Annotated in this window: 20 protein-coding genes; 2 read left to right on the top strand and 18 right to left on the bottom strand. The window is 34.1% G+C overall.

Features of this window, described 5'->3' with window-relative positions:
• Nucleotides 1-28: 28 nt before the first annotated feature.
• On the top strand, nucleotides 29-2,848 hold the full coding sequence (locus BM296_RS08035; protein WP_091902580.1) for a hypothetical protein: 2,820 nt from the start codon (nucleotides 29-31) through the stop codon (nucleotides 2,846-2,848).
• Between the two features lie 60 nt (nucleotides 2,849-2,908).
• On the opposite strand, the gene BM296_RS08030 is transcribed toward BM296_RS08035, so the two are convergent.
• The 3 genes from BM296_RS08030 to metE form a co-directional block, all read right to left on the bottom strand.
• A complete protein-coding gene (locus BM296_RS08030; protein WP_091902579.1) occupies nucleotides 2,909-5,536 on the bottom strand; it encodes an MGH1-like glycoside hydrolase domain-containing protein in 2,628 nt (875 codons plus the stop codon).
• A 340-nt stretch (nucleotides 5,537-5,876) separates the two neighbouring features.
• On the bottom strand, nucleotides 5,877-6,251 hold the full coding sequence (locus BM296_RS08025; protein WP_091902578.1) for a VOC family protein: 375 nt from the start codon (nucleotides 6,249-6,251) through the stop codon (nucleotides 5,877-5,879).
• Nucleotides 6,252-6,442: 191 nt separating this feature from the next.
• Complete coding sequence (gene metE, locus BM296_RS08020) at nucleotides 6,443-8,746, bottom strand: 5-methyltetrahydropteroyltriglutamate--homocysteine S-methyltransferase (RefSeq protein WP_091902577.1); 2,304 nt, start codon at nucleotides 8,744-8,746, stop codon at nucleotides 6,443-6,445.
• A 154-nt stretch (nucleotides 8,747-8,900) separates the two neighbouring features.
• Here metE and BM296_RS08015 point away from each other — a divergent pair, with 154 nt between their 5' ends.
• The gene (locus tag BM296_RS08015) at nucleotides 8,901-9,362 is read left to right on the top strand and encodes an Lrp/AsnC family transcriptional regulator (RefSeq protein WP_027064702.1); all 462 of its coding nucleotides are present in this window, start codon (nucleotides 8,901-8,903) and stop codon (nucleotides 9,360-9,362) included.
• A 56-nt stretch (nucleotides 9,363-9,418) separates the two neighbouring features.
• Here the strand turns inward: BM296_RS08015 and BM296_RS08010 are convergent, their stop codons facing one another.
• The 15 genes from BM296_RS08010 to BM296_RS07940 form a co-directional block, all read right to left on the bottom strand.
• On the bottom strand, nucleotides 9,419-9,979 hold the full coding sequence (locus BM296_RS08010) for a GNAT family N-acetyltransferase (protein WP_091902576.1): 561 nt from the start codon (nucleotides 9,977-9,979) through the stop codon (nucleotides 9,419-9,421).
• 189 nt (nucleotides 9,980-10,168) lie between these two features.
• Nucleotides 10,169-12,406 (bottom strand): ATP-binding protein, encoded by a 2,238-nt coding sequence (locus BM296_RS08005; protein WP_177214930.1) that lies wholly within the window; start codon nucleotides 12,404-12,406, stop codon nucleotides 10,169-10,171.
• Nucleotides 12,407-12,741: 335 nt separating this feature from the next.
• A complete protein-coding gene (locus BM296_RS08000) occupies nucleotides 12,742-13,392 on the bottom strand; it encodes a hypothetical protein (protein WP_091902574.1) in 651 nt (216 codons plus the stop codon).
• Between the two features lie 139 nt (nucleotides 13,393-13,531).
• The gene (locus BM296_RS07995; RefSeq protein WP_091902573.1) at nucleotides 13,532-14,245 is read right to left on the bottom strand and encodes a haloacid dehalogenase type II; all 714 of its coding nucleotides are present in this window, start codon (nucleotides 14,243-14,245) and stop codon (nucleotides 13,532-13,534) included.
• Between the two features lie 26 nt (nucleotides 14,246-14,271).
• Nucleotides 14,272-14,622: a DoxX family protein gene (locus BM296_RS07990; protein WP_091902572.1), complete on the bottom strand. Its 351-nt coding sequence runs from the start codon at nucleotides 14,620-14,622 to the stop codon at nucleotides 14,272-14,274.
• A gap of 30 nt (nucleotides 14,623-14,652) precedes the next feature.
• A complete protein-coding gene (locus BM296_RS07985; RefSeq protein ID WP_091902979.1) occupies nucleotides 14,653-15,318 on the bottom strand; it encodes a peroxiredoxin-like family protein in 666 nt (221 codons plus the stop codon).
• Nucleotides 15,319-15,337: 19 nt separating this feature from the next.
• Nucleotides 15,338-15,982 carry a DsbA family oxidoreductase gene (locus tag BM296_RS07980; RefSeq protein ID WP_091902571.1) on the bottom strand — a complete coding sequence of 215 codons (645 nt, stop codon included), beginning with the start codon at nucleotides 15,980-15,982 and terminating at the stop codon, nucleotides 15,338-15,340.
• A 53-nt stretch (nucleotides 15,983-16,035) separates the two neighbouring features.
• Nucleotides 16,036-16,695, bottom strand: coding sequence for a hypothetical protein (locus BM296_RS07975; protein ID WP_091902570.1), 660 nt, complete (start codon nucleotides 16,693-16,695; stop codon nucleotides 16,036-16,038).
• A 73-nt stretch (nucleotides 16,696-16,768) separates the two neighbouring features.
• The gene (locus BM296_RS07970; protein WP_091902569.1) at nucleotides 16,769-17,083 is read right to left on the bottom strand and encodes an EthD family reductase; all 315 of its coding nucleotides are present in this window, start codon (nucleotides 17,081-17,083) and stop codon (nucleotides 16,769-16,771) included.
• Between the two features lie 73 nt (nucleotides 17,084-17,156).
• Nucleotides 17,157-18,149: a type I glyceraldehyde-3-phosphate dehydrogenase gene (gap, locus tag BM296_RS07965; protein ID WP_091902568.1), complete on the bottom strand. Its 993-nt coding sequence runs from the start codon at nucleotides 18,147-18,149 to the stop codon at nucleotides 17,157-17,159.
• Between the two features lie 108 nt (nucleotides 18,150-18,257).
• Nucleotides 18,258-18,806: a carboxymuconolactone decarboxylase family protein gene (locus BM296_RS07960; RefSeq protein WP_091902567.1), complete on the bottom strand. Its 549-nt coding sequence runs from the start codon at nucleotides 18,804-18,806 to the stop codon at nucleotides 18,258-18,260.
• Nucleotides 18,807-18,881: 75 nt separating this feature from the next.
• A complete protein-coding gene (locus BM296_RS07955) occupies nucleotides 18,882-19,445 on the bottom strand; it encodes a TetR/AcrR family transcriptional regulator (protein ID WP_091902566.1) in 564 nt (187 codons plus the stop codon).
• 162 nt (nucleotides 19,446-19,607) lie between these two features.
• Nucleotides 19,608-20,870, bottom strand: a complete 1,263-nt coding sequence (locus BM296_RS07950) for a serine hydrolase (protein WP_091902565.1) — start codon at nucleotides 20,868-20,870, stop codon at nucleotides 19,608-19,610.
• A gap of 20 nt (nucleotides 20,871-20,890) precedes the next feature.
• Nucleotides 20,891-21,484 carry a Riean_0653 family protein gene (locus BM296_RS07945; RefSeq protein WP_091902564.1) on the bottom strand — a complete coding sequence of 198 codons (594 nt, stop codon included), beginning with the start codon at nucleotides 21,482-21,484 and terminating at the stop codon, nucleotides 20,891-20,893.
• A gap of 1 nt (nucleotide 21,485) precedes the next feature.
• Nucleotides 21,486-23,651, bottom strand: coding sequence for a PEP/pyruvate-binding domain-containing protein (locus tag BM296_RS07940; RefSeq protein WP_245787000.1), 2,166 nt, complete (start codon nucleotides 23,649-23,651; stop codon nucleotides 21,486-21,488).
• Nucleotides 23,652-24,280 lie beyond the last annotated feature (629 nt).

Below are 24,280 nucleotides of genomic sequence, written 5' to 3'. Positions count from 1 at the left end.
GTCTTGGAATAGCAATTTCCATTTCTTGATGGTAGAAAGACTAATAAAAAAAATATTCGATGTTCGTGAAGGCGAGTTCAAAGTATCACTTTGGATGCTCGCCTACATTTTTTTGGTTATTGCCGTTCTACTTATTATTAAACCAACGGTAAATGCTCTTTTTCTATCAGAATTAGGAATTGAACAATTGCCTTTTGCGTTTTTATTAGTTGCCGTAACGGCAGTTACTACCTCTTATTTCTACTCTAAAGCAGTATCTAAATTTCCGCTTAAAAAAGTTATTGAGGTTACCATTACAAGCTCCATTATTATCTTAATAGGTTTAGGCATTCTATTATCATTAGATGTTGTTAGTGGTATATTGCTCTATTTCTTTTACATCTGGGTGGCTATTTACGCAGTTTTATCAGCATCGCAATTTTGGGTGTTGGCGAATTTGGTTTTCAATATTAGAGAAGCAAAAAGATTGTTTGGTTTTATTGGTTCTGGTGCTATCATTGGTGGTATATTCGGTGGTTATCTCACCTCTATATTGGCTCCGCTTATTGGCAATGAAAATCTAATGTTCGTGGCAGCCCTACTCCTATTTTTCTGTATTCCATTATTACGTAGAATTTGGAATATTAGGGTTAAAAAAAATGGCAGTATCAAGAAGCATAAGTCGGCTTCGAATATAAGCGAGCCGCCATTAAAACTCATACTAAAATCTAAACATCTTACCTACATAGCCAGTATTGTTGCCGTTAGCGTTGTTGTTGCTAAGCTGGTAGATTATCTATTTAGTGATTTTGCCTCTTCTGCAATTACAGATGCCGATGAGCTTACAGCCTTCTTCGCATTTTGGTTTTCAACATTCAACTTATTATCTCTTGTTATTCAGTTGTTCTTTACCCATAAAATTGTAGGTATTTGGGGTGTTGGTTTTTCACTTTTACTACTACCTATAGGTATTTTTGGTGGAAGCATTCTATTCTTGTTATTACCAGAACTCTCTGCCGTAGTCGTTATTAAAGCGATGGACGGAATACTAAAACAATCTATCCATAAGAGTGCTTCGGAATTATTGACTTTACCCCTGCCCTTCGACTTGAAAAACAGGACTAAATCGTTTATAGATGTTGTTGTAGATAGTTTAGCTACTGGTATTGCCGGATGCCTTTTAATATTTGTTGTCCGTGGTCTAGATTTACCTTCATTTTACATTGGTATTCTTATAATTGCCCTTGTTTGCCTTTGGTTGTATTTTATTTACAAAGTGCGAATAGAATACTACAAAACCTTTAGAACCAATTTAGAAGTACTAACGGATTCCTTTAAAAAGACTAAAAAAACCTCCCAGACAAAAGTATCTGTTGTAACCGGTATGCGTACGGTATTTAAAACGGGCACCGAAGAACAAATTCTATTTATGCTAGATAAGCTGATGGAAATTAATGACAAACGCTTTGCTGATGATGTGGAGTTGTTATTGGAGCACCCTAGTAATAAAGTGAAACTATCAGCAATTCAGAACTTGTACTTTCTAAATTCAAAGAGCATGACCGCGGAGGTCTCCGAACTTTTAAAAATTGATGACCGAGAGTTGACCACCGCTACTTTGGCGTATGTTTTAAGTTTTGCTCACAAAGACAAATCTTTTGTGTTCGATGCCTATTTAGAACACGCTAATGAACGCATTGCTATGGCAGCACTTTATTGTTTGGCTAGAGCTGCAAAAAATAACTACTCGTTAAAACAGCGGTATTCTTTATTGGATCGTATTTCAAATGCAATTGCAAATCTTGAACATCACGAACAAGATGTATCTTATATAGAGGCGATTATTGAAACACTCGGGGTGGCAAACCTACCTGTTTTTTATAATAAGCTAATTGCTTTTTTAAAGCACGAAAATGAAGCTGTTGTAATAACAGCTATAAAGGCAATTGGTACTGCAACAGACCCAACCTTAGCACAACATTTAATTCCCTTTTTAGGTCAGAAAAATTACAGACCTGCCGTGATAGAGGCATTTAAACTGTACGGTGTTCAGATTATACCTTTGCTTTCTAAAAATGTACAAGATAGATTGCAACCACTATCAGTACTTCGGTTTATACCTGCTGCCATGCAAACCTTTCATTCTAAGGAGGCGGTTCATCATTTACTCAGCATACTAACAGATAATGACCTTACAATTCGCTTAGAAGTCGTTAGAGCTTTAAGTGCCATTCGTACGACACATCCACATTTAAAATTTAATCGCTACAAAGTAGTATCTGTAATTTTCAATGAGTGTAAACTACACCATCAAACTTTATCGGCTATGCATACGCAAATCATTATATCTTATCGTAATAGAAATAAATCTAAAAAGGAAATAGGCGATGCAGAACGCGATGCAAGAACCAGTCTTTTAGAACTTTTGGAACGAAGATTAGATTCTGGTCTAGAACGGATTTTTAAACTATTGGGATTACGCTATCAACAAAATGATGTTGCCATTGCGTATGAGGGTTTAATTAGTCAGAAACAAGAAGCACAACACAATGCCATCGAATTTTTAGACAATCTTTTAACGGGAGAATTAAAGCGTAAACTGTTACCGATTATTGAAGAATCTGCCTTAGACATTTCGTCTGAAGAGGAGCTTCAAAAGATCAAACATAAAATACCTACGGAACTTGAATGTTTTAAACTTCTGTTACAAGGCAATGACTTAAAGATTAAATTGGCGGTATTATATCTCATTGCACAACAAAAAGAACCTCGCTACCTAAGTATGGTCGAAAATCTTCTTAATGATACTGATCCAAAAATCAGGAGTTTTGCTTTAGAGGCACAACAAGCGATTACGACAGAAGCTTAAAAACAAAAACGAGACATTTTTAATGTCTCGTTTTTGTTCAACTATATTAGAAAATAGATTCTAGCTATTCTGCTCCAATTCCATAATCAGATTTGCAACTAAAGCTGTCCAACCTGTTTGATGAGAAGCTCCAAGACCTTTACCTGAATCGCCATCAAAAAACTCATAAAAGAAATGCTCCTTTTTAAAGTGTTCATTTTTAGTAAACACATGGTTCTCGTCTTCTGAGTGATATACAAACTTACCGTTTTCGTCTGGCTCAAATAACTTTATCAGTCGTTTTGAAATTTCATTTGCAATCTCGTTTAAGTTCATTTTTACACCAGAGCCTGTTGGAAACTCATAAATATACTCCTCACCATAATAAGAGAAGTATTTACGTAAAGACTGAATAATCATATAATTCAAAGGCAACCAAATAGGACCTCGCCAGTTAGAATTACCCCCAAACATGTTTGACTGACTTTCCCCAGATTCATACTGAATTTGGTGGTGACCGTTATGTTGAAATACATATGGATGCTCTTCATGATATTTTGAAAGTGAGCGAATACCATAATCAGATAAAAATTCTTTCTCATCCAATAAGCGAAACAATAGCTTTTCTAGTCTAAAGCCACGCATAATGGAGAACAGGTAATTTCCATCAGAATTAAATTCTTCGATATTAGAAATCAAAGAAGCTAGATCTGGTCTTGTACGCACAATTTCTGCCGCTCTAACTTTAAAATTCTTTAATTCATCAAACAGATCTTTATGTATAATCTCAACCGCAAACATCGGTATAATACCAACTAGTGATCGTACTTTTAAACGGTCAGTTTTTCCGTTGGACATTTCCACCACATCATAATAAAAATTATCCTCGTCATCCCAAAGAGAAATATCTTTTTGACCAATATGATGCATTGCCCATGCAATATTTAAAAAGTGTCTAAAGAATTTAGCAACGCTATCTTCATAGTTAGGGTTTACCGTAGCCATCTCCAACGACATACGTAACATGTTCAATGTAAACATTGCCATCCAACTTGTGGCATCTGCCTGTTGCATACGGGTTATTCCTTCTGGCATGTGGTTACGATCAAAAACACCAATATTATCAAGACCTAAGAATCCGCCTTCAAAAAGGTTTGTTCCACTCTTATCTTTTTGGTTGACCCACCAGGTAAAGTTCACCAGTAATTTCTGATATGCCTTTTCTAAAAACTTGAAATCGCCTTTACCATTTCTTTTCTTATCCTTCTCATATACCGTCCATACTGCCCATGAATGAACTGGAGGGTTTACGTCACTAAAATTCCATTCGTAAGCAGGTATTTGTCCGTTAGGGTGCATATAGCTTTCCCTTAATACCAGCAACAACTGCTCTTTGGCAAAATAAGGATCAATCTCAACAAACGATGCCATATGAAAAGCAAGATCCCAAGCAGCATACCACGGATACTCCCACTTATCGGGCATTGAAATTACGTGACGATTGGTCAAATGTTCCCAATGCTTATTCCGAGAATCGGTTCTATATGGTTTGGCTTCTCCTGGACCGCCAAATAGCCATTTATAAACATCATAATAATAGAACTGCTTTGTCCAGAGTAAACCAGAGAATGCTTTTCTTGCAATCTCTTGTTGTTGAACCGGAAGCTCTTTCTTTAAAATATCTCCATAAAATTCTTCACATTCTTGAATTCTCTTTTCAAAGATGGAATCATAGTTGCCCCAAGGGTCTTTAAGTTTCTTTTTACTAAGACGAACTTTAATTGTTTTTTCCTCTCCAGATTTTAAACGAAGCTTATGCCAAACGGCAAATTTCGATCCTTTTTTATCTGGGTTTACCGTAGCCTCTCCATTAACAACGTGGTCATTTATACCATCTTTTACATATTCTACCTCATTTGGCACATTGTAAATACGTTGGTTATTGGTTTCGTTTTCACAAAATAATTGCTCTCCTTTTTCATGATAAAAATAGTATCGTCCATTACGTGTACTACGAGACTGTACTGAATTATCTGAAATAGATTTCATTTCAGGCCTTTCGAATCTTTGGTTATGTTTCCAAAAATTACGAAACCATAAATGTGGAAGAATATGAATATTAGCTGCTCTTGGGCCTCTATTAATAACGGTAACTTTCATTAAAATATCACCAACATCTTCTTTGGCATATTCTATAAAACAATCGAAATAGGTGTTATTATCAAAAACCTTAGTATCTAAAATCTCAAATTCTGATTGCTCTCTATTTCTATTTTTATTCTTTCGAACTAGTTCTGTGTAAGGAAACTTTTTGTGTGGGTACTTGTATAAGTATTTAGCATATGAATGCGTGGGTGTAGATACTTGATGAAAGTAAAGTTCTTTTACATCTTCACCATGGTTACCCTCATCATTGGTTAAACCGAACAAACGCTCTTTTAAAATGGAATCTTTTCCATTCCAGAAAGCAGGTGCCAAGCAAAGTATTTCTCTAGAATCGCAGAATCCGCCAATACCTTCTTCTCCCCATCTATAGGCATTACTTCGTGCTTTATCATGACCAACAAAACTCCAGGCATGACCTTCTGGACTATAATCTTCCCTTACCGTTCCCCATTGACGCTCAGCTAAATAAGGACCCCATCTTTTCCAATTTTTATAATTATCCTCAACGGCTAATCTTTCTTCCTCTGCATTTTTATGGACCATAAAGTCTTTTTCAATTTTAACTATCTTTCATCAACTTCAACTACTAATTAGTAACTTGAAATATTGAACAATTTTTATTTACTACTTCAATAAGTTGTTAAAAGTAATACTTGTTATAATAATTGATTGATTAACGTATGTATCAACTGATTAGTATTACTTAATCATTACAATTAGGATAAATATGTTGTTAACTTATTAAAATTAACTCAGTTATACTATTAACCTCGTAACCTACTAAATCCTGATATTCGTGAATTCTATAACACATTGTTTGAAATACTCAAAAAAATAAATCTTATACTAATATTAATAACAATAATTCCTTTTAATAAGTGAACTAAATACGCCACGGAGGATTAATTCTATTTTTACCACCATAAAACAAGATAAGCTGGTTACCGTCCATGTCTTTTAATCTAGCTTCTCTCCACAACCAACTTTCATTGGTAGGTTCTTGGTCAAAAACAATTCCTTTTTCTTTAAGAAGTTCTACTTGTTCATCTAGATTTTCACATTCAAAATAAACATAGACTCCTTCACCTATCGGTAAAGTAGTTGTTTGGTGAATGGAAAAAGTTGAATTTCCATGCGGACACTCAAATCTTGCGTAATTTGGTAGGGCTTTCACAATCAATTTTAGACCTAATGCCTCATAAAAAGGAATTGATTTTGTCAAATCTAAAGAAGGTACCGTTATTTGGTTTAAATTCATTTTATTGATTTAGTTTTTAAAACTATTTCCTTTTATTAAAAACAATCACCTAAGTAGTCTTTAAAATTTATAAGATTCTGAATTTAAAATTAATTATATAATTTATAGCTGTTAGTATTCAATTAAATCAAAAAACATCTTGGATTTTCATCCTAGATGTCTTTTAAATTATCATTTTAAAAATTTAGTTTTTATATCACATGAGATAATTTCTCTCGCATTCTATTTGCAGATTGTACTAAGTTTTTAAGAGCTGTTTTAGTTTCAGGCCAATCCCTAGTTTTTAATCCACAATCAGGATTCACCCAAACATTTCCGAACGGCAAAAGATTTGAAGCCTTATCCAATAGGTGTTCCATTTCTTCTTGCGAAGGTATTCTTGGCGAATGTATATCATAAACACCCGGACCTATTTCATTTGGGTATTTAAAATCTACGAAAGCCTTTAAAAGTTCCATTTCTGACCGAGATGTTTCTATGGTAATAACATCTGCATCCATTTTTGCAATACTTTCTATTATATCATTAAATTCTGCGTAGCACATATGGGTATGTATTTGAGTATGGTCACTTACTCCACTTGCCGAGATTTTAAACGCATTTACCGCCCAATCTAAATAAGCTTTCCAGTCTTCTTTTCTCAAGGGCAACCCTTCTCTAAGTGCTGGCTCATCGATTTGTATAATTTTCAAACCGGCTTTCTCTAGATCATTTACCTCATCGCGTATAGCCAATGCAATTTGATTACACGTTACAGACCTTGGTTGGTCATTTCTTACAAAAGACCATTGTAAAATGGTCACTGGTCCGGTTAGCATTCCTTTCACATATTTATGGGTAATAGACTGTGCGTAAGAAGACCATTTTACGGTCATTGGTGTGGGTCTAGATACGTCTCCATAAATTATTGGTGGTTTTACACATCTGGTACCATAACTCTGTACCCAGCCAAGTTTAGTAAACAAAAAGCCCTCTAATTGCTCCCCGAAATACTCTACCATATCATTTCGTTCAAATTCACCATGAACCAAAACATCTAAATCTACATCTTCTTGAAAACGAATTGTTTCTTCTGTTTCCTTTTTTATAAATGCATCATAATCTTCTTGCGACAGTTCTCCTTTTTTAAATTTAGAACGTGTTTGCCTTACCTCTTTCGTCTGTGGAAAAGATCCTATGGTGGTTGTAGGGAATACAGGAAGTTTTAATTCTTTTCGTTGTTGTGCCTGGCGGATTGAAAACAGAGAATCTCTTTCGCTATCTGTACCTTTTAAGCTATCAAGTCGCTGCTGTACATTTTGATCATGAATTAGTGATGAGACTTTTCTACTTTGATTTGCCTCTTGGTTCTTTTCAAATAATGCATTAACACGTACATCTTCTTCCTGAAAGCTCTTTTCTTTTAGAACAACAATCTCTTGTAATTTCTGCTTTGCAAAAGCTAGCCATTGCTTTACTTCGCTATTTATATTTTCGTTATTTTCTTCTAGTTCTAAATTGTAAGGCACATGAAGTAATGAACACGAAGTACCGATCCAAACTTGGTTTTCTCCTAATTCATTCTTGGCTCTTTCTATTAATTTTAACGACTTTTTAAAATCATTTATCCAAATATTTCTGCCATCTACAATCCCTAAAGACAGTACTTTATCACCTAATAATTTAGTTTCTAAAATATCTTCTAATTGTAATGAGCAACGAACCACATCTATATGAAGCACATGAACAGGTAATTTTAATGCTAGCTCTAAATTCTTTCCATAACAATCAAAATAATTTGCTAGGATAAACTTTAGATTTACACCAATTTTTGAGAAATAATTGTAAGCCTTTACTATAGCAGCTTGTTCCTGTTCTGTAAGATCAGTCGATAAAATGGGCTCATCAATTTGAAGGTAATCGACACCTTCTTGGTCAATTTCTAATACCAATTCTTTATAAACTGGTAATAGCTTGTTTAACAAATTCAACCTATTAAAGCCTTCTTCCTTTTCCTTTCCCAAAAGCAAAAATGTAATGGGTCCTATAATAACAGGTTTAGTTGTAATACCTAGTGCTTTAGCCTCTTTAATTTCACTAATTATTTTATTTGAATTTAATTTAAAATACTGGTTTTTAATAAATTCAGGCACAATGTAATGATAGTTAGTATCGAACCATTTTGTCATTTCCATGGCGGTGACATCTACACTATTAGCTTGATGACCCCTTGCCATTGCAAAATACTGCTGTAATCCCAATAAATCTTTGAACCTTTGAGGAATACAGCCCAGGGTAATGCACATATCTAAAACTTGGTCATATAATGAAAAGTCATTTGAGGAAATTAAATCTATACCATAGTTCTGTTGTGTCTTCCAAGCTTTAGTTCTTAATTCACTAGTAACCTTAACCAACACGTCCTCAGAAATATCATTTTTCCAGTATTTTTCTATCGCCCTTTTGAGCTCCCTTTTTTCTCCTATTCTAGGATAACCTAATACAATTGTTTTCATTTGATAAAGTTTAAATTTCCATCAAAATTATTTATAATGATTAAATTATCTACTCTTTGATAATAAGTAAGAAAATATAACTAATTTTACGCATTAATATAATTAATACACCTTTTATTAGGTGTATTTTGAATCATTAAAAGAAAAACTATCTATGCATAATTTAGATTCAACCGACTGGAAATTATTAGAGATACTACAGGAGGACGGAAAACTTACAACTAAAGAGATTGCACAAAACGTAAATTTATCTCCAACACCAGTTTATGAACGAATAAAACGTTTAGAGAAAAATGGCATCATTAAAAAATATGTTGCTATTGTAGAAGCTGAAAAAATTGGTAAGACCCTCACTGTTTTTTGTAATATAACATTGAAAGAGCATACCAAAGAAATTGGGAATAAATTCGTTAAAGATATTATCTCTTTAAAGGAGGTAACGGAATGTTATAATATATCTGGCGATTATGATTTTTTACTTAAAATCATAATTAAAGATATGAAGCACTACCAATCTTTCGTCATCAATGATCTTGGTGCCATACAGAACATAGGCAGTGCTCATAGTACTTTTGTTATTGGCACCATAAAACATTCATACGCAGTTCCTCTTTAATATATTCGGCAGACTAAGTCATTGCTATATAACTTAAAAAAAATCTATAAAAAATTTTATATCGTTGTATAGTTTGGCTTATCACTATTAAGTATAGCATATTCAAAACTATCTGACCAACCTGTTTTTAATGGTAGTATTTGTCTTTTTCTACCTTCTTTGGTCATACCTACTTTTTCCATCACTTTTGCTGAGCCAACATTTTCTACCGCACAACCAGCTTCTATACGGTGTAAATTAAGCGTATTAAATCCAAAATTCAATACTGCTTTTAAAGATTCTGTTGCATACCCTTTATTCCAAAAATTGAGATGTAGCTTATACCAAACTTCTGCTCTACTGTATTTTTTATCGCCAAGTCTAAGTCCAAATAGACCCATAAATTCATCTGTTTCTTTAAGTATAATAGCGAAAGTATAATTTGTTATTTCTGATAATTTGTTTGCCGCAACCCAGGGAATTATAACCCGCTTAGTCTCTTCTAAATTCTTAGGAATACCTAGCGTATTATACTTATCTGTTTCAGGTAAAATATGAAGCGTATGAATAGCTTCTAAATCAGTTATTTCAATTAATCTTAATTTTAATCTTTCCGTTATAATTTTTGGTTGATCCATTTCTATAGTTGTACTTATAAAGTCTTAAAAGTAACTTTTTATAAATGAACCATTTAATCATGGTAATAACTACCACAATCAAATACGCCATTAAATTTTATTAACTAGTAGAGTATGAAGTTTATACAGATATGAAGTACAATATAAAAGAGCTAATGAAACTACATTTTAATATTAGTAGTGGAAGTATTAATTACTTGGTAGATATATAACAAATGTTGAACCTTCATCTTTTTTACCAATTGCATGTATATAACCATTATGCTTCTCTACAATTTTTTTACATATAGAGAGTCCAATACCTGTTCCAGAGTACTCGGTTTTTGTATGTAATCTTTGAAAAACTTCAAAAATATTACTTGCAAATTCGGGATCAAATCCAATACCGTTATCGGTAAATGAAAGTTTGTAATAGTATTCAGAATTTTTAGCGAAATTCTCTGGTATTTCAATATTTCGTAATCGAACTGAAGTAATGTCAATAATTGGGGATGTATTGGTTTTTCTATATTTTATAGAATTACTGATAAGGTTGGTACACAACTGCTCTATCTTAAATGGAATACCATTAATTACCGGCAATTTATCATACGAAATAATAGTACCCGTATCCTTTATTAACTGTGATAGTTCATCTTCAACTTTAGTAATAACATCATCTAAAGCAATATTCTCAAATTTTGAATTGATCTTATCTATCCTCGAATAAGATAGCAGATTTTGAATCAATTCTCGCATTCTAAATGTTGCAGATTTAATTTTAGAAAAATACCCATGAACCTCATCCGGTATTCCTTTATTACCTGTATCCTCTATTCGAGATATAAACATTTGAATCTTTCTTAACGGCTCTTGCAAATCATGACTTGCCACTCTATTAAAAGATTCTAGTTCCTCATTACTAATTTTCAATTTTTCAAAACTATCAATTAGCTGTCTATCTTTTTCTACACGACTGGTAATATCTTGTACTATACCAACAGATACAGGTCTATCATCAATCTCTATACGCCTGCCTTTTAAATCCAGATACCTAACACCTTTATTTTTGGTCTGAACCCTATAGGTAAATACAGTAGACACGCCATTTTCTTCTTTATTACAACTTAGTGCCTCAAATATTGAAATATCCTCTGGATGGATGAATTCTTTATAGCTGTTAAAAGTAACCTCAAAATGATCGGGTTCAACTCCAAGAATTCTATAAAAGTTATCTGATACGGTTGCGCTACCATTATCTAAATACCAAATAAAACTTCCTACACCCGCAACATTTTCCGCCTCCTTAAATATGGTGTTTTGTAGGCTTAATTCTTCATTTAGTTTTTGTAATATTTTTTCACCTTCCTTAACCTTTGTAGTATCCCATGCGGTATTGGTAATACCATTTGCAGATTTTACTACTGTATTCTGTATATATTTATTTTGCCCTTCAAACCTATAAACACTTTCATGCTCTTGAGACGCGCCACTTAAATAACATTCTTTCATCAAATCAAAAAGTCCGTTTTCTTTTACCATTGGGTACATTTCTAAAAGAGATTTCCCAATAATATCATCCTGCTCTGCACCTGTCACCTTTTCAATTGCGTTAGAAGTATATCGAAATTGAAAATCGGTTATCCCTCCATCTGCATCTAATAGTGGCTCAAAATGGCTAATGACATTATTTGAACTTTTATAAACACCTTTTAAAAATTCTTCTGTTTCCTGTAATTTTTTGTTTTGATTATAAACCTGACTGTTGACATCTTGAATTTCTCCTTTCTGCTTATAAATGCTAATAAAGCCAATTATAAATATGCCTAATGCAGTTAATGCTACCAGTAATGAAGACATTGGGGTTAAAAATGATTGAGAGGTATATTCTTCTTTACGCTCAACCATTAAATAATTTTCCTCAGCTAACATTCTTTCTTTTATAACCTGAGATTCTGCTACAATTTTTGAAATACGGTCAACATGCTTATAGCCAATACTAGAAAAATCAATTGCAGCGGTATCTTTTACAGAGACCGTATCTAATAGACTACTGCTATCTATTTCAATAATGATTTTATCTCGCAATTGCTGTAATGCCTTAACCTTTTCTTGTTGCGCTTCATTGTCCGCAGTAAGTAATTTTAATCTTTCTAGAGACTGACCTAATTCTGTTACCACTATAGAAGAGAGATTACTTTCGTCTTTCTCAAAATATTTTTTAAACTGAATAGATTCCACCTCTAAAAATTTAGCGGATAATTCTACAATAGCTCGTTGCACTTCAAGTGTGTGAGAAACCAAGCCGCCAGTTTTATGCAGTCTTTTCACTTGCTGATATCCCACGGCTACGGTATAAAGAAGCAAACCTACGGCCATTATCAATAAAACAATATATGTTTTAGTGGAAGCAATTAAAGCCTTTAACTTCGTTATTGTAGAACTCATAAATATGATTGACATTTAAAATATGGAGTAAAATAAGGTGTTATTAACTACATATATTTCAACAAATGAATATACCTCATTTTAAGACCATGGCATCAAAATCCATTAACAAATATTATGGGATTTTTAACTGTAAAAAAATAATGAAATAGACATACGCTATATCCTTAAAGCACCATAATTATATGTTATACCCATAATATAATTGTTAAGGTCGGGTAAAAAACATGGAAAATCTAAAACAGAAAACAGCAAATGTTTTGTGGTTAACCCACTCTGCACTTGCTGTTTTGTAAAAGATGATATGCTTTTTGAGCATATCAATAAAGGGGTTGTTATTCTCCTAATTCTGTAATCTTTTTCTCGTACAATTTTTTACTTTCTACAACGGCAACATTCAACTCTTGCATAATGCCATCTACACGACCTTCTATACTTTTCATTTGATCATTAATATTATCAAAAGAATTTAGTGCAGCAGCTACTTCTAGGGCTTTTACTACCTCTAGGGCATCGCCATGTAAAAGTTTCAACTTATCAATAGCTTTTGAAGTGTTAGCCAAAGTGCCATTATACTTGGTACGCGCTTTTTCTATGGCACCTAAAAGTGTTTTTTTACTCTTTTCATCACTTAGGCTATTGGTCTGAGTTTCCATAGCTGTGAATAAGTTAGAAGCTTTTTCCTTTAAATCTTCGTATTCTTTGTTCAAATTCTGAACACGGCGATCTACCTTCTCCCAATCACCATATACTTTGGCGAATTCTTTATCTTCATTTTTAGTATCTTCTAAAGCGCTTTTTAATGCATTTAAAGATTCTAAGCCTTTGTTAACGTTTTTATTGGCAGTTTCTTTCTTGCTTTCAAAATCGTTCACTTGAGACTTAAATTTATCTTTTAAACGAATAAGGTCTTCAGGGCTTTTATCTTTCCAACAAGAAGTTAATAAAAGGAAAGTAAGCGCAACAAATAGTGTTTTTTTAAACATGTAATATCATCTTTAGTTAATGGTACGGCAAAGATACATAATCTACCTACTATCCAATTCTGCACCTTTTCAATAAAGAAAAGGCACCACTCATAAGCTATGTGTGGTGCCAATAATATGGTAATATATATTTATACTCTTAAGTATAAGCAACAAGAATGTCTGCTACCCGTTGTAAATTAGATTCTGAAATTTCTGTCTCTGTTGATAACGGAAATGGCTGTTTACCCGGTCTACTAATAAATGCTGCTCGCCAGCCAGCCCATAAGGCTCCGGCTACATCCCAACCGTGTGCTGCTATAAGCATACATTCGTCTAGTTCAACTCCCATTTTTTTCGCCCCCCAACCATAGGTATCTGTAAATGGTTTAAATTTTCCTGTAGGTTCAACGCTTAGCATCTCATCGAAATACTCCGTTAATCCTGCACTTTTAAATTGCTTGGTTAAACCTTCTTTAGATGAGTTAGTGAATGCCACTAGTTTATAACCTGCTTTCTTCAATTGCAACAATGCTTCCTTTACTTCAGTATGTGGTGGCAAGTTGCCCATAGCTTCGGCAATAGTTTTACGAGCTTCGCTTTCTGTAATAACTATATCATTATTTGCAGCTACCATTTGTAATGCAGCAGCTCCTATATGTCCAAATGGTTTATATTGTCCGCCTGCAGACACCACTAATGAATACTGTAACATTGTTGTAAACCAAAGCGGGAGTAAATCTTCTCTACCGCCCAACACTTCACCTACTTCTTTTTTCATGATCGTAAGATCAAGAAGCGTCTCATTAACATCAAAGAATAGGACTTTTGGACGAATATTTTTAGAAATTTTATCTTCTCTAGTTTCGATCATAGCAATATTCTTTTTTTATAAGTTTTCTATATTCTTTTACTAAAGATATAAGAAACAACCAATGAAACCAAAGCAATAGCAGCTGCCATCTGCTCCCCATCACTTACCATAATATGAGCGAAAAATGCTAATGTTACCGCAAAGAAAAATGCAGCATACGCCCACTCTTTTAAAATGTGAAATTTAGGGTTCCAAATAGCAAATAAACCAACCAATTTTGCCGTAGCATATGGGTAAATTAAATACGTAGGATAGCCCAATTTTACGAAAGCACCTTTTATAAATTCGTGATTAAAAAAATACATGCCTGCGGAAAATAATATCACCAAACTAAAAATACCAGTTGCTATGTAATAAATGATTCTATCTCTTTTCATGGTTAACACTATTGGTGGTTAAATATTAATTTATTTCAGCTTATGTAATGCCTCTACGATATCCGTCACTTCTGCTCTTTCTGTGTAATCAGCATCTAAAAAAGCATATTGAATAACAGCATCAGTATCGATTACATAAGTCGCAGCCAAAGGCAGTTCATTACTATGATCTCCATTTACTTCACTTAACCCAAATCCTGCTTCATAAATAGTAGCAACCTCATCGGTTAATGTATAAACTACGCCATATTCTTTTCCTACTACATTACCAACATCACTTAAAACAGAAAATTCTAACTTATTCTTCTCTGAAGTAGACAATGAATTATCTGGCAATTCTGGTGTAATGGCAATTAATATAGCGCCTGCTTCTTTAATTTCAGGAAGTTTTTCTTGTAAATAGTGCAGTGTAATGTTACAATAAGGACACCAACCACCTCTGTACCATGTTAAGACAACTGGACCGTTTTTTAATTCATCGTATAACAAAACAGATGCACCCAATGCATTTTTTAAACTAAAATTAGGCGCCTTATCTCCTATATTTAAAACGTTCTCAAGAACCCCAGATGCTGCAACACTTTTAATACCATCAGCATAAATCTTCCTTTTCTCTTCAGTAAATTTCGATGCTCCTTGACGTTTTACCTCTAACAATGCATCTAGTTCACCTTTGTTTTTATCTGCTTTATTCATCACCTGCATTTTTAATTTTCTATTCAGCAATCAATTCAGAAAGTACTTGTTTAAAACTATCTACGAGTTGGGCACCTGTTATTGCACTTTTCATGTTAAATACAATAGTTGGTACGGAGTTTACACCCATATTTTTCCATTGTCCCTGTTTATTCCTTACTTTATAACGGGCTTCTTCATTATCTAATTTCGACAATGCTTCCTCTGCATTTAAACCCACTTCTATTAATGCTTGTTTTAAGACCTCTCTATCAGACACATCTTTTCTTTCTCCAAAAAATGAAGTCATTAAGCGCAATTTTAGTTCCGTTTGTTTCCCAAAATCTTTTGCATACTCCAATAACACATGAGCATCAAAAGTGTTTGACATACGCATGTCATCAAAATAATCGAATTTAAAGCCAAGTTCTTCGCCAATATCTGTCATATTTTGGCGCGACTCATTTTGTTGTTCTATGGTAGAACCATATTTTTCAGTAATATGTTCTGTAATATTCTGACCTTCTGGTGGCATACCCGGATTCAATTCAAAAGGTTGCCATTCAATCTCTACCTGATCTTGAATACCTAGTTCGTCAATTGCTTTTTCTAATCTCTTGTAGCCAATTGCACACCATGGGCATACAACATCAGATACAATATCTATTTTTAATTTTTTACTCATAATTACATTCTTTATGGTCTATATTTTTTATCCCTGCTAAAATTTCACCAGTACTATGTACTAATAACATTAGAATTTAAATAGCTTTCTTCTCGCTTTTGATCTTCAATATTTTTTTCTTCGGATGTCATATTCAGAACCATAGAGTTCACGATTCTACTTTCACTAAAATCCTGCTCCACTATAACCGCTTTATGATATACGCCTAACGTTTCTGCCGAAAGCATAGGGCTGCTGTTATTCATGATTACAATGTGATACGCTTCTTTATCAAATGACTTCAATTTCGTTGTAAATGGCGCTAATATTGATTTGACATCCTTAAACACCGGAGTGAAATTTGTTAAAAAGTCTTTATCATTTTCTTTTGCAAACTCATGATAATCTGCAATATGAAGTTCACTCTCTATAACACTGGGCTCGTAACCTAGCAAAAGGAAAGATTGATGTGCTGCGTTATCCACATGAAAAGGGGTATTTACCTGCTGATCAAAACGAACCAACCAATGGTAACTTAGTTTTTTACCAAAGTAGGTTTCGCTTAATTTTGACAGTTCCTTTTTAAGTGATGTCATTATAGTTCTAAACTCTAATGGACTTCTATTCTTACCTAAATTAAAATGTTTAAAACCAGGCTTATCAGAATCTGTTCTAAAAACTGCAAGGAAACACTGTTGCGCTAATTTTTCAATAGATACATCTGTATTTTCCATATGTAATCTTTCAACTAATTATTAAAAACTTATACCAACTGCTAGCAATTTATTGTTTGAATCAATAAAGACTTTAGAAAGATACCAAGTCACTAATTTGAATTTCTCCTTGCACGTTACTGTAATTCTTAACGTCGTCAGCGAATGTTGCTGCATGCGGACCAAAAGCAGCTTGAAACGAAGCAACATCATCAAATTTTAAATGAGCAATTGCAACATAAGGCGCAGCCTCACCAGGTGCTCTACCACCAACTCCTAAATCTAATTCTAATCCTTTTAATGCACTACCTACCAATTTAGATACCATTGGCAAATGTGAGTTTTTGTAATAATCAGCATTGAACTTTACGCCTTCGCTGTTCGGGTACATTACAGATACTTTTATCATCGTAAATATTTTTATAATTAATATGATAACAGAAACTCCAAAAAATAATGGAGCTTCTGTGTCTAATTTGAATTTAAATTTCTGCTAGAATTTGACGTATCATTTGATTGGTGAATCCCCATTCATTATCATACCATGTCATCACTTTCAATAAATCGCCATCTACTACTCTAGTCATACCTAAATCAACCGTTGAAGCATGTGGATTCTTTACAATATCAGAAGATACCAAAGGCTCATCTGTAGTGTCCAAAATATTTTTATATCTATCAGTTGCCGCTTCTTCTTTAAAGATAGCATTCACCTCTTCAATAGTTACATCGCGTTCCATAACAAAAGTTAAATCGGACATTGACCCTACCGGAATTGGCACACGTAATGCAACACCATCAAACTTACCAGCTAATTCTGGTAATGCCTTAGTAGTTGCAATTGCCGCACCTGTTGAAGTAGGTACAATATTTGCCGCACCTGCACGACCCATTCTCAAGTTCTTTTGAGAAGGTGCATCAACAATACCTTGAGAGGCAGTATAAGCATGCACCGTAGTCATAATGGCTTTTTTGATACCAATTCTACGACCCAATACTTCTACAACCGGGCTAATATTATTCGTAGTACAACTAGCACAAGAGAATATATTAGTCTCACCAGCTTCGGTATTTACACCATGTACTACCGTTGGTATGTCTTCACTTTTAGTAGGTGCAGATATAATTACAGATTTAGCACCTGCTTTAATGTGTTTTTTAGCATCTTCACTCTTGGTAAAGAAACCGGTACTTTCAATAACGACATCAATTTTGTGTTCTGCCCAAGGCAAATCCTCAGGATTACGTTGCGAGTTGTATTGTATTTTTTTACCATCTATGATAAGGTTGTTTTCATCATGTAAAACTTCCTTTTCATAAATACCATAGACTGAATCATACTTCAATAAATAAGCAATATTCTCTATAGATACGATATCGTTTACTGCTACTAATTCTAATTCTGGAGTATCCAAAATTACTTTTAAAGAAGCGCGACCAATACGCCCCATTCCGTTTATCGCTATTTTTTTCATTTTGATGTATTTAGTTTATTAAAATTAAATAACCTTCTGCCTTAAAGACAGAAGGCTACAATTAATCACTCAATCAACATATGGTTTCCGGGAAAACTGAAACCTCAATTATTTAGACCATGCAAACTTTTCAAAAGCTGCATCGACAGGTGTATGCGCTATATGATTTGTATAGTTACTAATTACCTTTTGAGATAATCCTAAAATAATTTCCAACACTTGTTGCTCTCCATAACCTGCAGCGTAAAAAGTATCTAAATCTTCTTGAGTTACATTACCACGGTTACGAACTATAGTTAAAGTCATAGTTCTTAGTGCTTCTAATTTTGCGTCTGCTAACGGAGTTTCGTTACGTAATGCTTCTGTAATAGCATCATCAACCTTCATCATTTTAGCAATACCTGTATGTGCCGGCACACAATAATGACATGCATGTTCAACGTTGATTGTTTGCCATACTACCGTTAACTCATCATTATTGAATGAAGTTTCAGTAAATAACTGATGTAATGTTTGGTATGCTTCTAAAATTTTTGGAGAAGATGCCAATACACCATGCAAACCAGGAATCATACCAAATGATTTTTGAGAGTTCTCTAATAATGCTTTGCTACCTTCTGGTGCAGATTCTATGTCGTGTACTTTTAAAATTGTCATAATCTTATTATTTCTATTAATTATTATATTTATGTTAAATCTAAGCAACCGCTTAGTTATTGATTAAAAAAAATGCTACAAGTGTAAAAATGTAATCCTAATAATGCCTTTTAACTGTTCCTCTTTAAATACTTTTGATGAAATTGACAGACCTAAAAGAGCGTTCATTAAATAGTCAGCTTGTGCTTCTATTTCTTTTTCATCCCTTAAGTCGTCTTGTTTTAGGTTCCTTACAAAAAGTTCTCTAATATTTGAAGAAAAACGTTTCAAAGCCGCCATAATAACCGGACTCGAATCTTCTTTAATTTCGTTTACCGTATTGGTAACCAAACATCCTTTGAAAATTGCACCTTCTCTAGAAAAATCTAGAAAATCAAAAAAATAATCTTTAATACCTTCTACCCCATTATTAGATTTTTCTAAGGTATTGGTGATGGCTTTAATTTGAGTATTATAAAGTTTAATACTTTCTAAGAATACACCTTCTTTATTTTTAAAGCTGGCATAAATAGAGAACTGGTTTATACCCATTTCTTTCTCCAACATACGAACCGATGTGCTTTCATAGCCATTACGCCAGAACAAGCGCATGGCCTTATCTATGACTTCAGTTTCGTTATATTGTTTTTTACGTGCCATTATTTCTAATTACACTACAAAACTAAGCAAGTGCTTTGATATAAAAAAACTTTTAACTTTAGATTAAGTATTATTGGGCAATAAAACCTCTTAAAACGAAAATAACCTATTGACATATAGCACAATAGGTTATTTAAATTAGATGGGTCTGAAGTTTTAATTTTACCCCTTTCTAATAATTTTATCAATATTTCCAGCCAAATACATGTGGTCACTAGCGGAGTTTTTGCGAAGTACATTCGTCATTAATACAACCATATACCTGCAATTATCTGGATGCTCAACAATGATAACAGAGTTCATAAAATTGGTGACATTACCCATATATTTACCACAAGCTTCACCTTTACTTCTATCACACTTATAAAGTGAACCAGATTTAAAATATACGGCTGCTTCTTTTAAGGCAGGTGATTGTGCATAGCGAATTCTACGATCTGTCATATACATCAATCGTTTCATTTCTAAACTAGAAGCCTCATCTACAACTTTACCCTGCTCTAACTGAACCAAAAATTTCATTAACCCTTGTGGCGACCCAATACTACCACCTTTATCACCAACATAAGTGTTTGCACCTCTAGTGAAGAAACTACCCAAACGCCATTCATCGCTTGTAATTCCTAAATCTCGCAATGGTAAATTCACTACATCATTACTTAAATCTGTCAACTCCTTTTTTGGGGTTTCTTTAAAATAGACATCCGTTTCTTCTTGAGTTAAGTCAGGATATTTTTTACCAAAAGCTGCCATTAACAAAACTTCTCGCCACACTATACTTGCTGCACCATTATTACTTACAGATAACATATGATCAGCCCATTCATATAATGAGAAAACATCGCTAGCAATCACCTGTCGTTTTACCAACGTATTCTTTTCAATATTATAGATAGGAATAGTGTGCTCATCGGTTAAGCCCCATACTCCTGCTTTCACAGATTTGTTCTTTAACAGCTCCGTTCTTTTTTCGAATGAATCCGGATAAATTATTTCTAACTGGGTGAACAAGCCTAATAACACCGCCAATTTACCAACACTACCTGGCTGATAGCCTGCCGTTTCATTTCGTTCGGCATAACGAACATTCTCAGGGTCAGAAATATCCAAGACAGTTAGCGAATAGCTTTTATCCAATCCGCGGAAAAGTGCACTTATCTCTTTCTGAAAATCTTCGTTCACCAGCATTAAACCCATTGCACTATCACTCTTTCTTGAGAGTAGGTTCAATTGAATATCGCTGTACGATTTTAAAGCCCCAGCCGGTAATGCCGTTGCATCTTTAAGCTCGCCGCTTTTAATTAATTCTAAACGCTTTAACCTTTTTATACCTGTACGCTCGTAACCGTCAATTGGGTAATATTTGTAGGTTGTAAATGCAGATGCACTTAACACAACAATTAGTAATACTACAATTTTCTTCATACTCATATCAATACTAATTCTTAAAAACTATTATACGTAACATCAAAACGACCGTCGGTTATATTAACGAATTGACCGTTGCCATCTACTGCTGAAAAATAAAAAGTCCCTGATATAAACTTCTTTTCTTCATCAATTTTAATGATTTCCAAAACTCCACCAATATTTTCATTAGAGTAAAATTCCGACTCAATTTTTTCGCCACTAATTTTTTTATTAATACTGCAAGTTGCATTAGCTACGGGTGTGTCATTAGTTTCTAATATAGTTTGTGAAAGAGAATATAGACCTTCCGTTAACGGTTCATCTCCATTAAAAAGTTCTAAAACAATAGAAACATCACCGTCTGTATCATTGAATGTACCTAAAGAAAACCGATACTCTTCAAAGACTTCGCCATAGGTTAATTGCAATTTAGGTGCATCTTCACAATCTAAACAAAAGCTTCCTTTTTCAGGTACATATACTTGTCCATTAATAAGGCATCCAAATGTATTTAAGCCTGCTATTGTAGATATTGGCAATTCTTCATTAACAACATTGTCATCCTCATCATCACACCCAGTGAAAACAAAAAAGAACGAAGCAATTAAAAACCAATAGATCCTTTTCATTTTACAATTTTGTCTTTAAAGAGATTTCTTTCTCTGTATTAATTTTCGGTGTAATAGATTCTAAATACCCAGAACTCAACGCTTTTTTATTCTCGACAAATGGTCTAATTTGAAACAACCATAATTTATCTTCTTTAAAACCAAGCTCTACATCATAAGCACCTTCGTATTCTGAATTTGTTTCTTTTGGTAGTGTTTCACGAATAGTTTTTGCCAAAGTCTTGATTTCGGTCATGTTCTTTTCATTCACTACTCTATTCTGAAAAGTAGCTGCTTTTTTACCTGTACCGCCTGTTGCTGGTAAGGTATTGTACATTGGCTCGCGTGCTGGCGCTAATAAACGATAGCCATTACTATCATATATAGTATACGTTTCTGCTGACTGACCATCTACGGCACCACCTGCACCTCTGCTGAATGCCACGGTTAAATCTTTATCGTTACCAGAATTGATACCCTTTGTAATTAATACACCCGAGTAATCTACATCAACACTTGGTATCACCAAAATAGAAGGAAAAACATTCTCAGGGTTCAATAAATACACCTGTCTCCATTTAAAGCTACGTTCAGTGTATGGTGAAGCCCACACATCTTTTATACCTTCTAAAACTTTCTCTTTATCCAACACATTGAATAATGTTAAGTTTAAACCTGCACCAGTAAACTCTTTTAAATCCTCCATATTGGTGTCGCTGCGTAAGAACACAGGAATTTTTCCAAAGTCCGACCCAAGAACAGATTTGAATTTACTTTCCAGTTGATTCATAAAATCTACTTTCAAAGGCATTTTCTTAATTGCAGCTCTTAGTATTTCCAATTGACGCAATTGATAATTTTCAACTTCTGGCTCTGACACATTTGCACTGCGCATACGCTCAGCTTCCACAAACATCGCATTCAAATATTCCCAATATGAACCATTCTTGCCTGGCATTTGCTGATCCATATGGTCTCTAAAAATTCCGAACGGAATCACTAACCCCTCAACCACCTGCTCAGGAAACATTTTTTTCAACTGTCCAAGGTTCGCAGCTTTTGGTCCGCATAACGCTCCCGAATCGCTAGCATCAACATCGCGCATATTCAAAACATCGGTATTTCTCAATTGAATTTTTTCAACAGGTACTTCTATCTTATCGGTATTACGTTCTTTTTTTACAAATAGTCCACGTTCTTGATCTGTCATCTGAGACTCTGGTTGCAAGATTACATTCCCTTTATTAGAAACTGCATAAAACACCCTTGTACCGTCGTACTTCTTTAAACTTTGAAGGTTAGCATCTGACAAAGCCGCATTTGGTATCCCTAAATTACGCGCCAGTAATTGCACATGAGAAACCATGTTCCCTTCTGCCACCGTAGCAATACCCGCAACCGGTTTTAAATCTGAAGGTGAACGTTGAAATACATAAATTTTATCGGCAGATACTTCTACATCTTCAGATGAGCCATCTACAACCACTAATTCACCATAAGCATACCCAGGGTTTAAACCTCTAAACGTACTTTGGTTAGCAACATCCATCACTTTATTGGTCAAGGCAGATTCTTTTGCTATAAAATCACCAAGCTCTCCTACACTTTGCCCTAAATGCAATGCTACAGAACCTCTAATTCTATCATCGATAAAAGCATATGCCTTAGGCTCAAAAGCGGTATACACATTTACCACTTCTTGGTAGTTTGCCTTTACCATAGCAGCACTCCATTCTACTGCTGCTCTTGCAGTTTCCAATACTTGGGTTAATTCTGCCAAGCTTAATTGATCTTGATTAAATTTGCTTAATGTACCAGAAATTTGCTCCCACTCCCACAGCTCTAAATATCCAGCACCAACTGAAGCCGTTGCTAAAGCACAAATTTTTTCTAATTGCCCGCTAACGCTGGTTGGCTCCCAATTAGGTGCATTTTGAAATAGAAGTTCTTCTAATTTTAATGAGATATCTAATAATTGTAAGCGTGCCAATGGTCGCTTTTCGGCTATTAATTCTTCACGAATATCAACTAGTAACAATGCAGCTTCGTTTACACTATAGCTTGCGGTATCATTTGCCTCTTTACTATTTATAAAAGCTTGAACTTTATCGCCAAGTGAAGTTCCTTTAATCAATTTGGACTTATCTAATAAAGCCTGAACATCTACTGGCTTAAAGAAAACTTGCATAGTGCTTACCAAGCCATCTAGCTTCTTATTCAAATCTGTAGTTAGTAATTTCTGATTTTTTGATTTGAAATCAATTACTTTTTGAATATCCAATTTTTCTGGTTGACTGTGAATCTTAGTTCTCAAGTCCATAAACGGAGTATACAAATCTGAAATCACTTTCGATTCGCTTCGCATTAATTGCGCAATATTATCATCACCGTTATGAGGGATGTCTTTTAAAGACTGTCTAATAAGGTAGAAATTATTGGCAATGATAGCATCTTGCGATAATATAGATTTGTAGAAAGAAATACCCCATGCTTCTTCATCTTCTACCTGAACCGATCCTCTGTAAAACTGTCCTTTCTGATTGATCCATCCGTCATCGACCAAACGCAAATACTTATCTAATTGATATTGTTTTAAACGAGAATGGTTGTGGTTAGCATCCCAAAGTTCATCAATAGTTGTATAAGCTAGAATTTGACCAAAGTAAATATGGTTGCTTTTACCCAAAGCAACTACCTCATCTTTATAGCGCGCATGCTGCACCCCTGGACCTATATTATCTGGACAAGGATCTTTTGGCTGGCGTACGCTACCATCTGTACAAAACCAACGAATATCTTTATACGGACCCCTAATAT

This window comes from Maribacter stanieri, assembly GCF_900112245.1.
GTDB lineage: Bacteria > Bacteroidota > Bacteroidia > Flavobacteriales > Flavobacteriaceae > Maribacter > Maribacter stanieri.
This window is presented reverse-complemented; position numbering and strand designations above follow the sequence as displayed.

Coding starts and splice junctions, on each gene's coding strand:
- BM296_RS08035 (WP_091902580.1), top strand. CDS start 29: ATGGTAGAAAGACTAATAAAAAAAATATTCGATGTTCGTGAAGGCGAG.
- BM296_RS08030 (WP_091902579.1), bottom strand. CDS start 5,536: ATGGTCCATAAAAATGCAGAGGAAGAAAGATTAGCCGTTGAGGATAAT.
- BM296_RS08025 (WP_091902578.1), bottom strand. CDS start 6,251: ATGAATTTAAACCAAATAACGGTACCTTCTTTAGATTTGACAAAATCA.
- metE (WP_091902577.1), bottom strand. CDS start 8,746: ATGAAAACAATTGTATTAGGTTATCCTAGAATAGGAGAAAAAAGGGAG.
- BM296_RS08015 (WP_027064702.1), top strand. CDS start 8,901: ATGCATAATTTAGATTCAACCGACTGGAAATTATTAGAGATACTACAG.
- BM296_RS08010 (WP_091902576.1), bottom strand. CDS start 9,979: ATGGATCAACCAAAAATTATAACGGAAAGATTAAAATTAAGATTAATT.
- BM296_RS08005 (WP_177214930.1), bottom strand. CDS start 12,406: ATGAGTTCTACAATAACGAAGTTAAAGGCTTTAATTGCTTCCACTAAA.
- BM296_RS08000 (WP_091902574.1), bottom strand. CDS start 13,392: ATGTTTAAAAAAACACTATTTGTTGCGCTTACTTTCCTTTTATTAACT.
- BM296_RS07995 (WP_091902573.1), bottom strand. CDS start 14,245: ATGATCGAAACTAGAGAAGATAAAATTTCTAAAAATATTCGTCCAAAA.
- BM296_RS07990 (WP_091902572.1), bottom strand. CDS start 14,622: ATGAAAAGAGATAGAATCATTTATTACATAGCAACTGGTATTTTTAGT.
- BM296_RS07985 (WP_091902979.1), bottom strand. CDS start 15,318: ATGAATAAAGCAGATAAAAACAAAGGTGAACTAGATGCATTGTTAGAG.
- BM296_RS07980 (WP_091902571.1), bottom strand. CDS start 15,982: ATGAGTAAAAAATTAAAAATAGATATTGTATCTGATGTTGTATGCCCA.
- BM296_RS07975 (WP_091902570.1), bottom strand. CDS start 16,695: ATGGAAAATACAGATGTATCTATTGAAAAATTAGCGCAACAGTGTTTC.
- BM296_RS07970 (WP_091902569.1), bottom strand. CDS start 17,083: ATGATAAAAGTATCTGTAATGTACCCGAACAGCGAAGGCGTAAAGTTC.
- gap (WP_091902568.1), bottom strand. CDS start 18,149: ATGAAAAAAATAGCGATAAACGGAATGGGGCGTATTGGTCGCGCTTCT.
- BM296_RS07960 (WP_091902567.1), bottom strand. CDS start 18,806: ATGACAATTTTAAAAGTACACGACATAGAATCTGCACCAGAAGGTAGC.
- BM296_RS07955 (WP_091902566.1), bottom strand. CDS start 19,445: ATGGCACGTAAAAAACAATATAACGAAACTGAAGTCATAGATAAGGCC.
- BM296_RS07950 (WP_091902565.1), bottom strand. CDS start 20,870: ATGAAGAAAATTGTAGTATTACTAATTGTTGTGTTAAGTGCATCTGCA.
- BM296_RS07945 (WP_091902564.1), bottom strand. CDS start 21,484: ATGAAAAGGATCTATTGGTTTTTAATTGCTTCGTTCTTTTTTGTTTTC.
- BM296_RS07940 (WP_245787000.1), bottom strand. CDS start 23,651: ATGCAAGTTTTCTTTAAGCCAGTAGATGTTCAGGCTTTATTAGATAAG.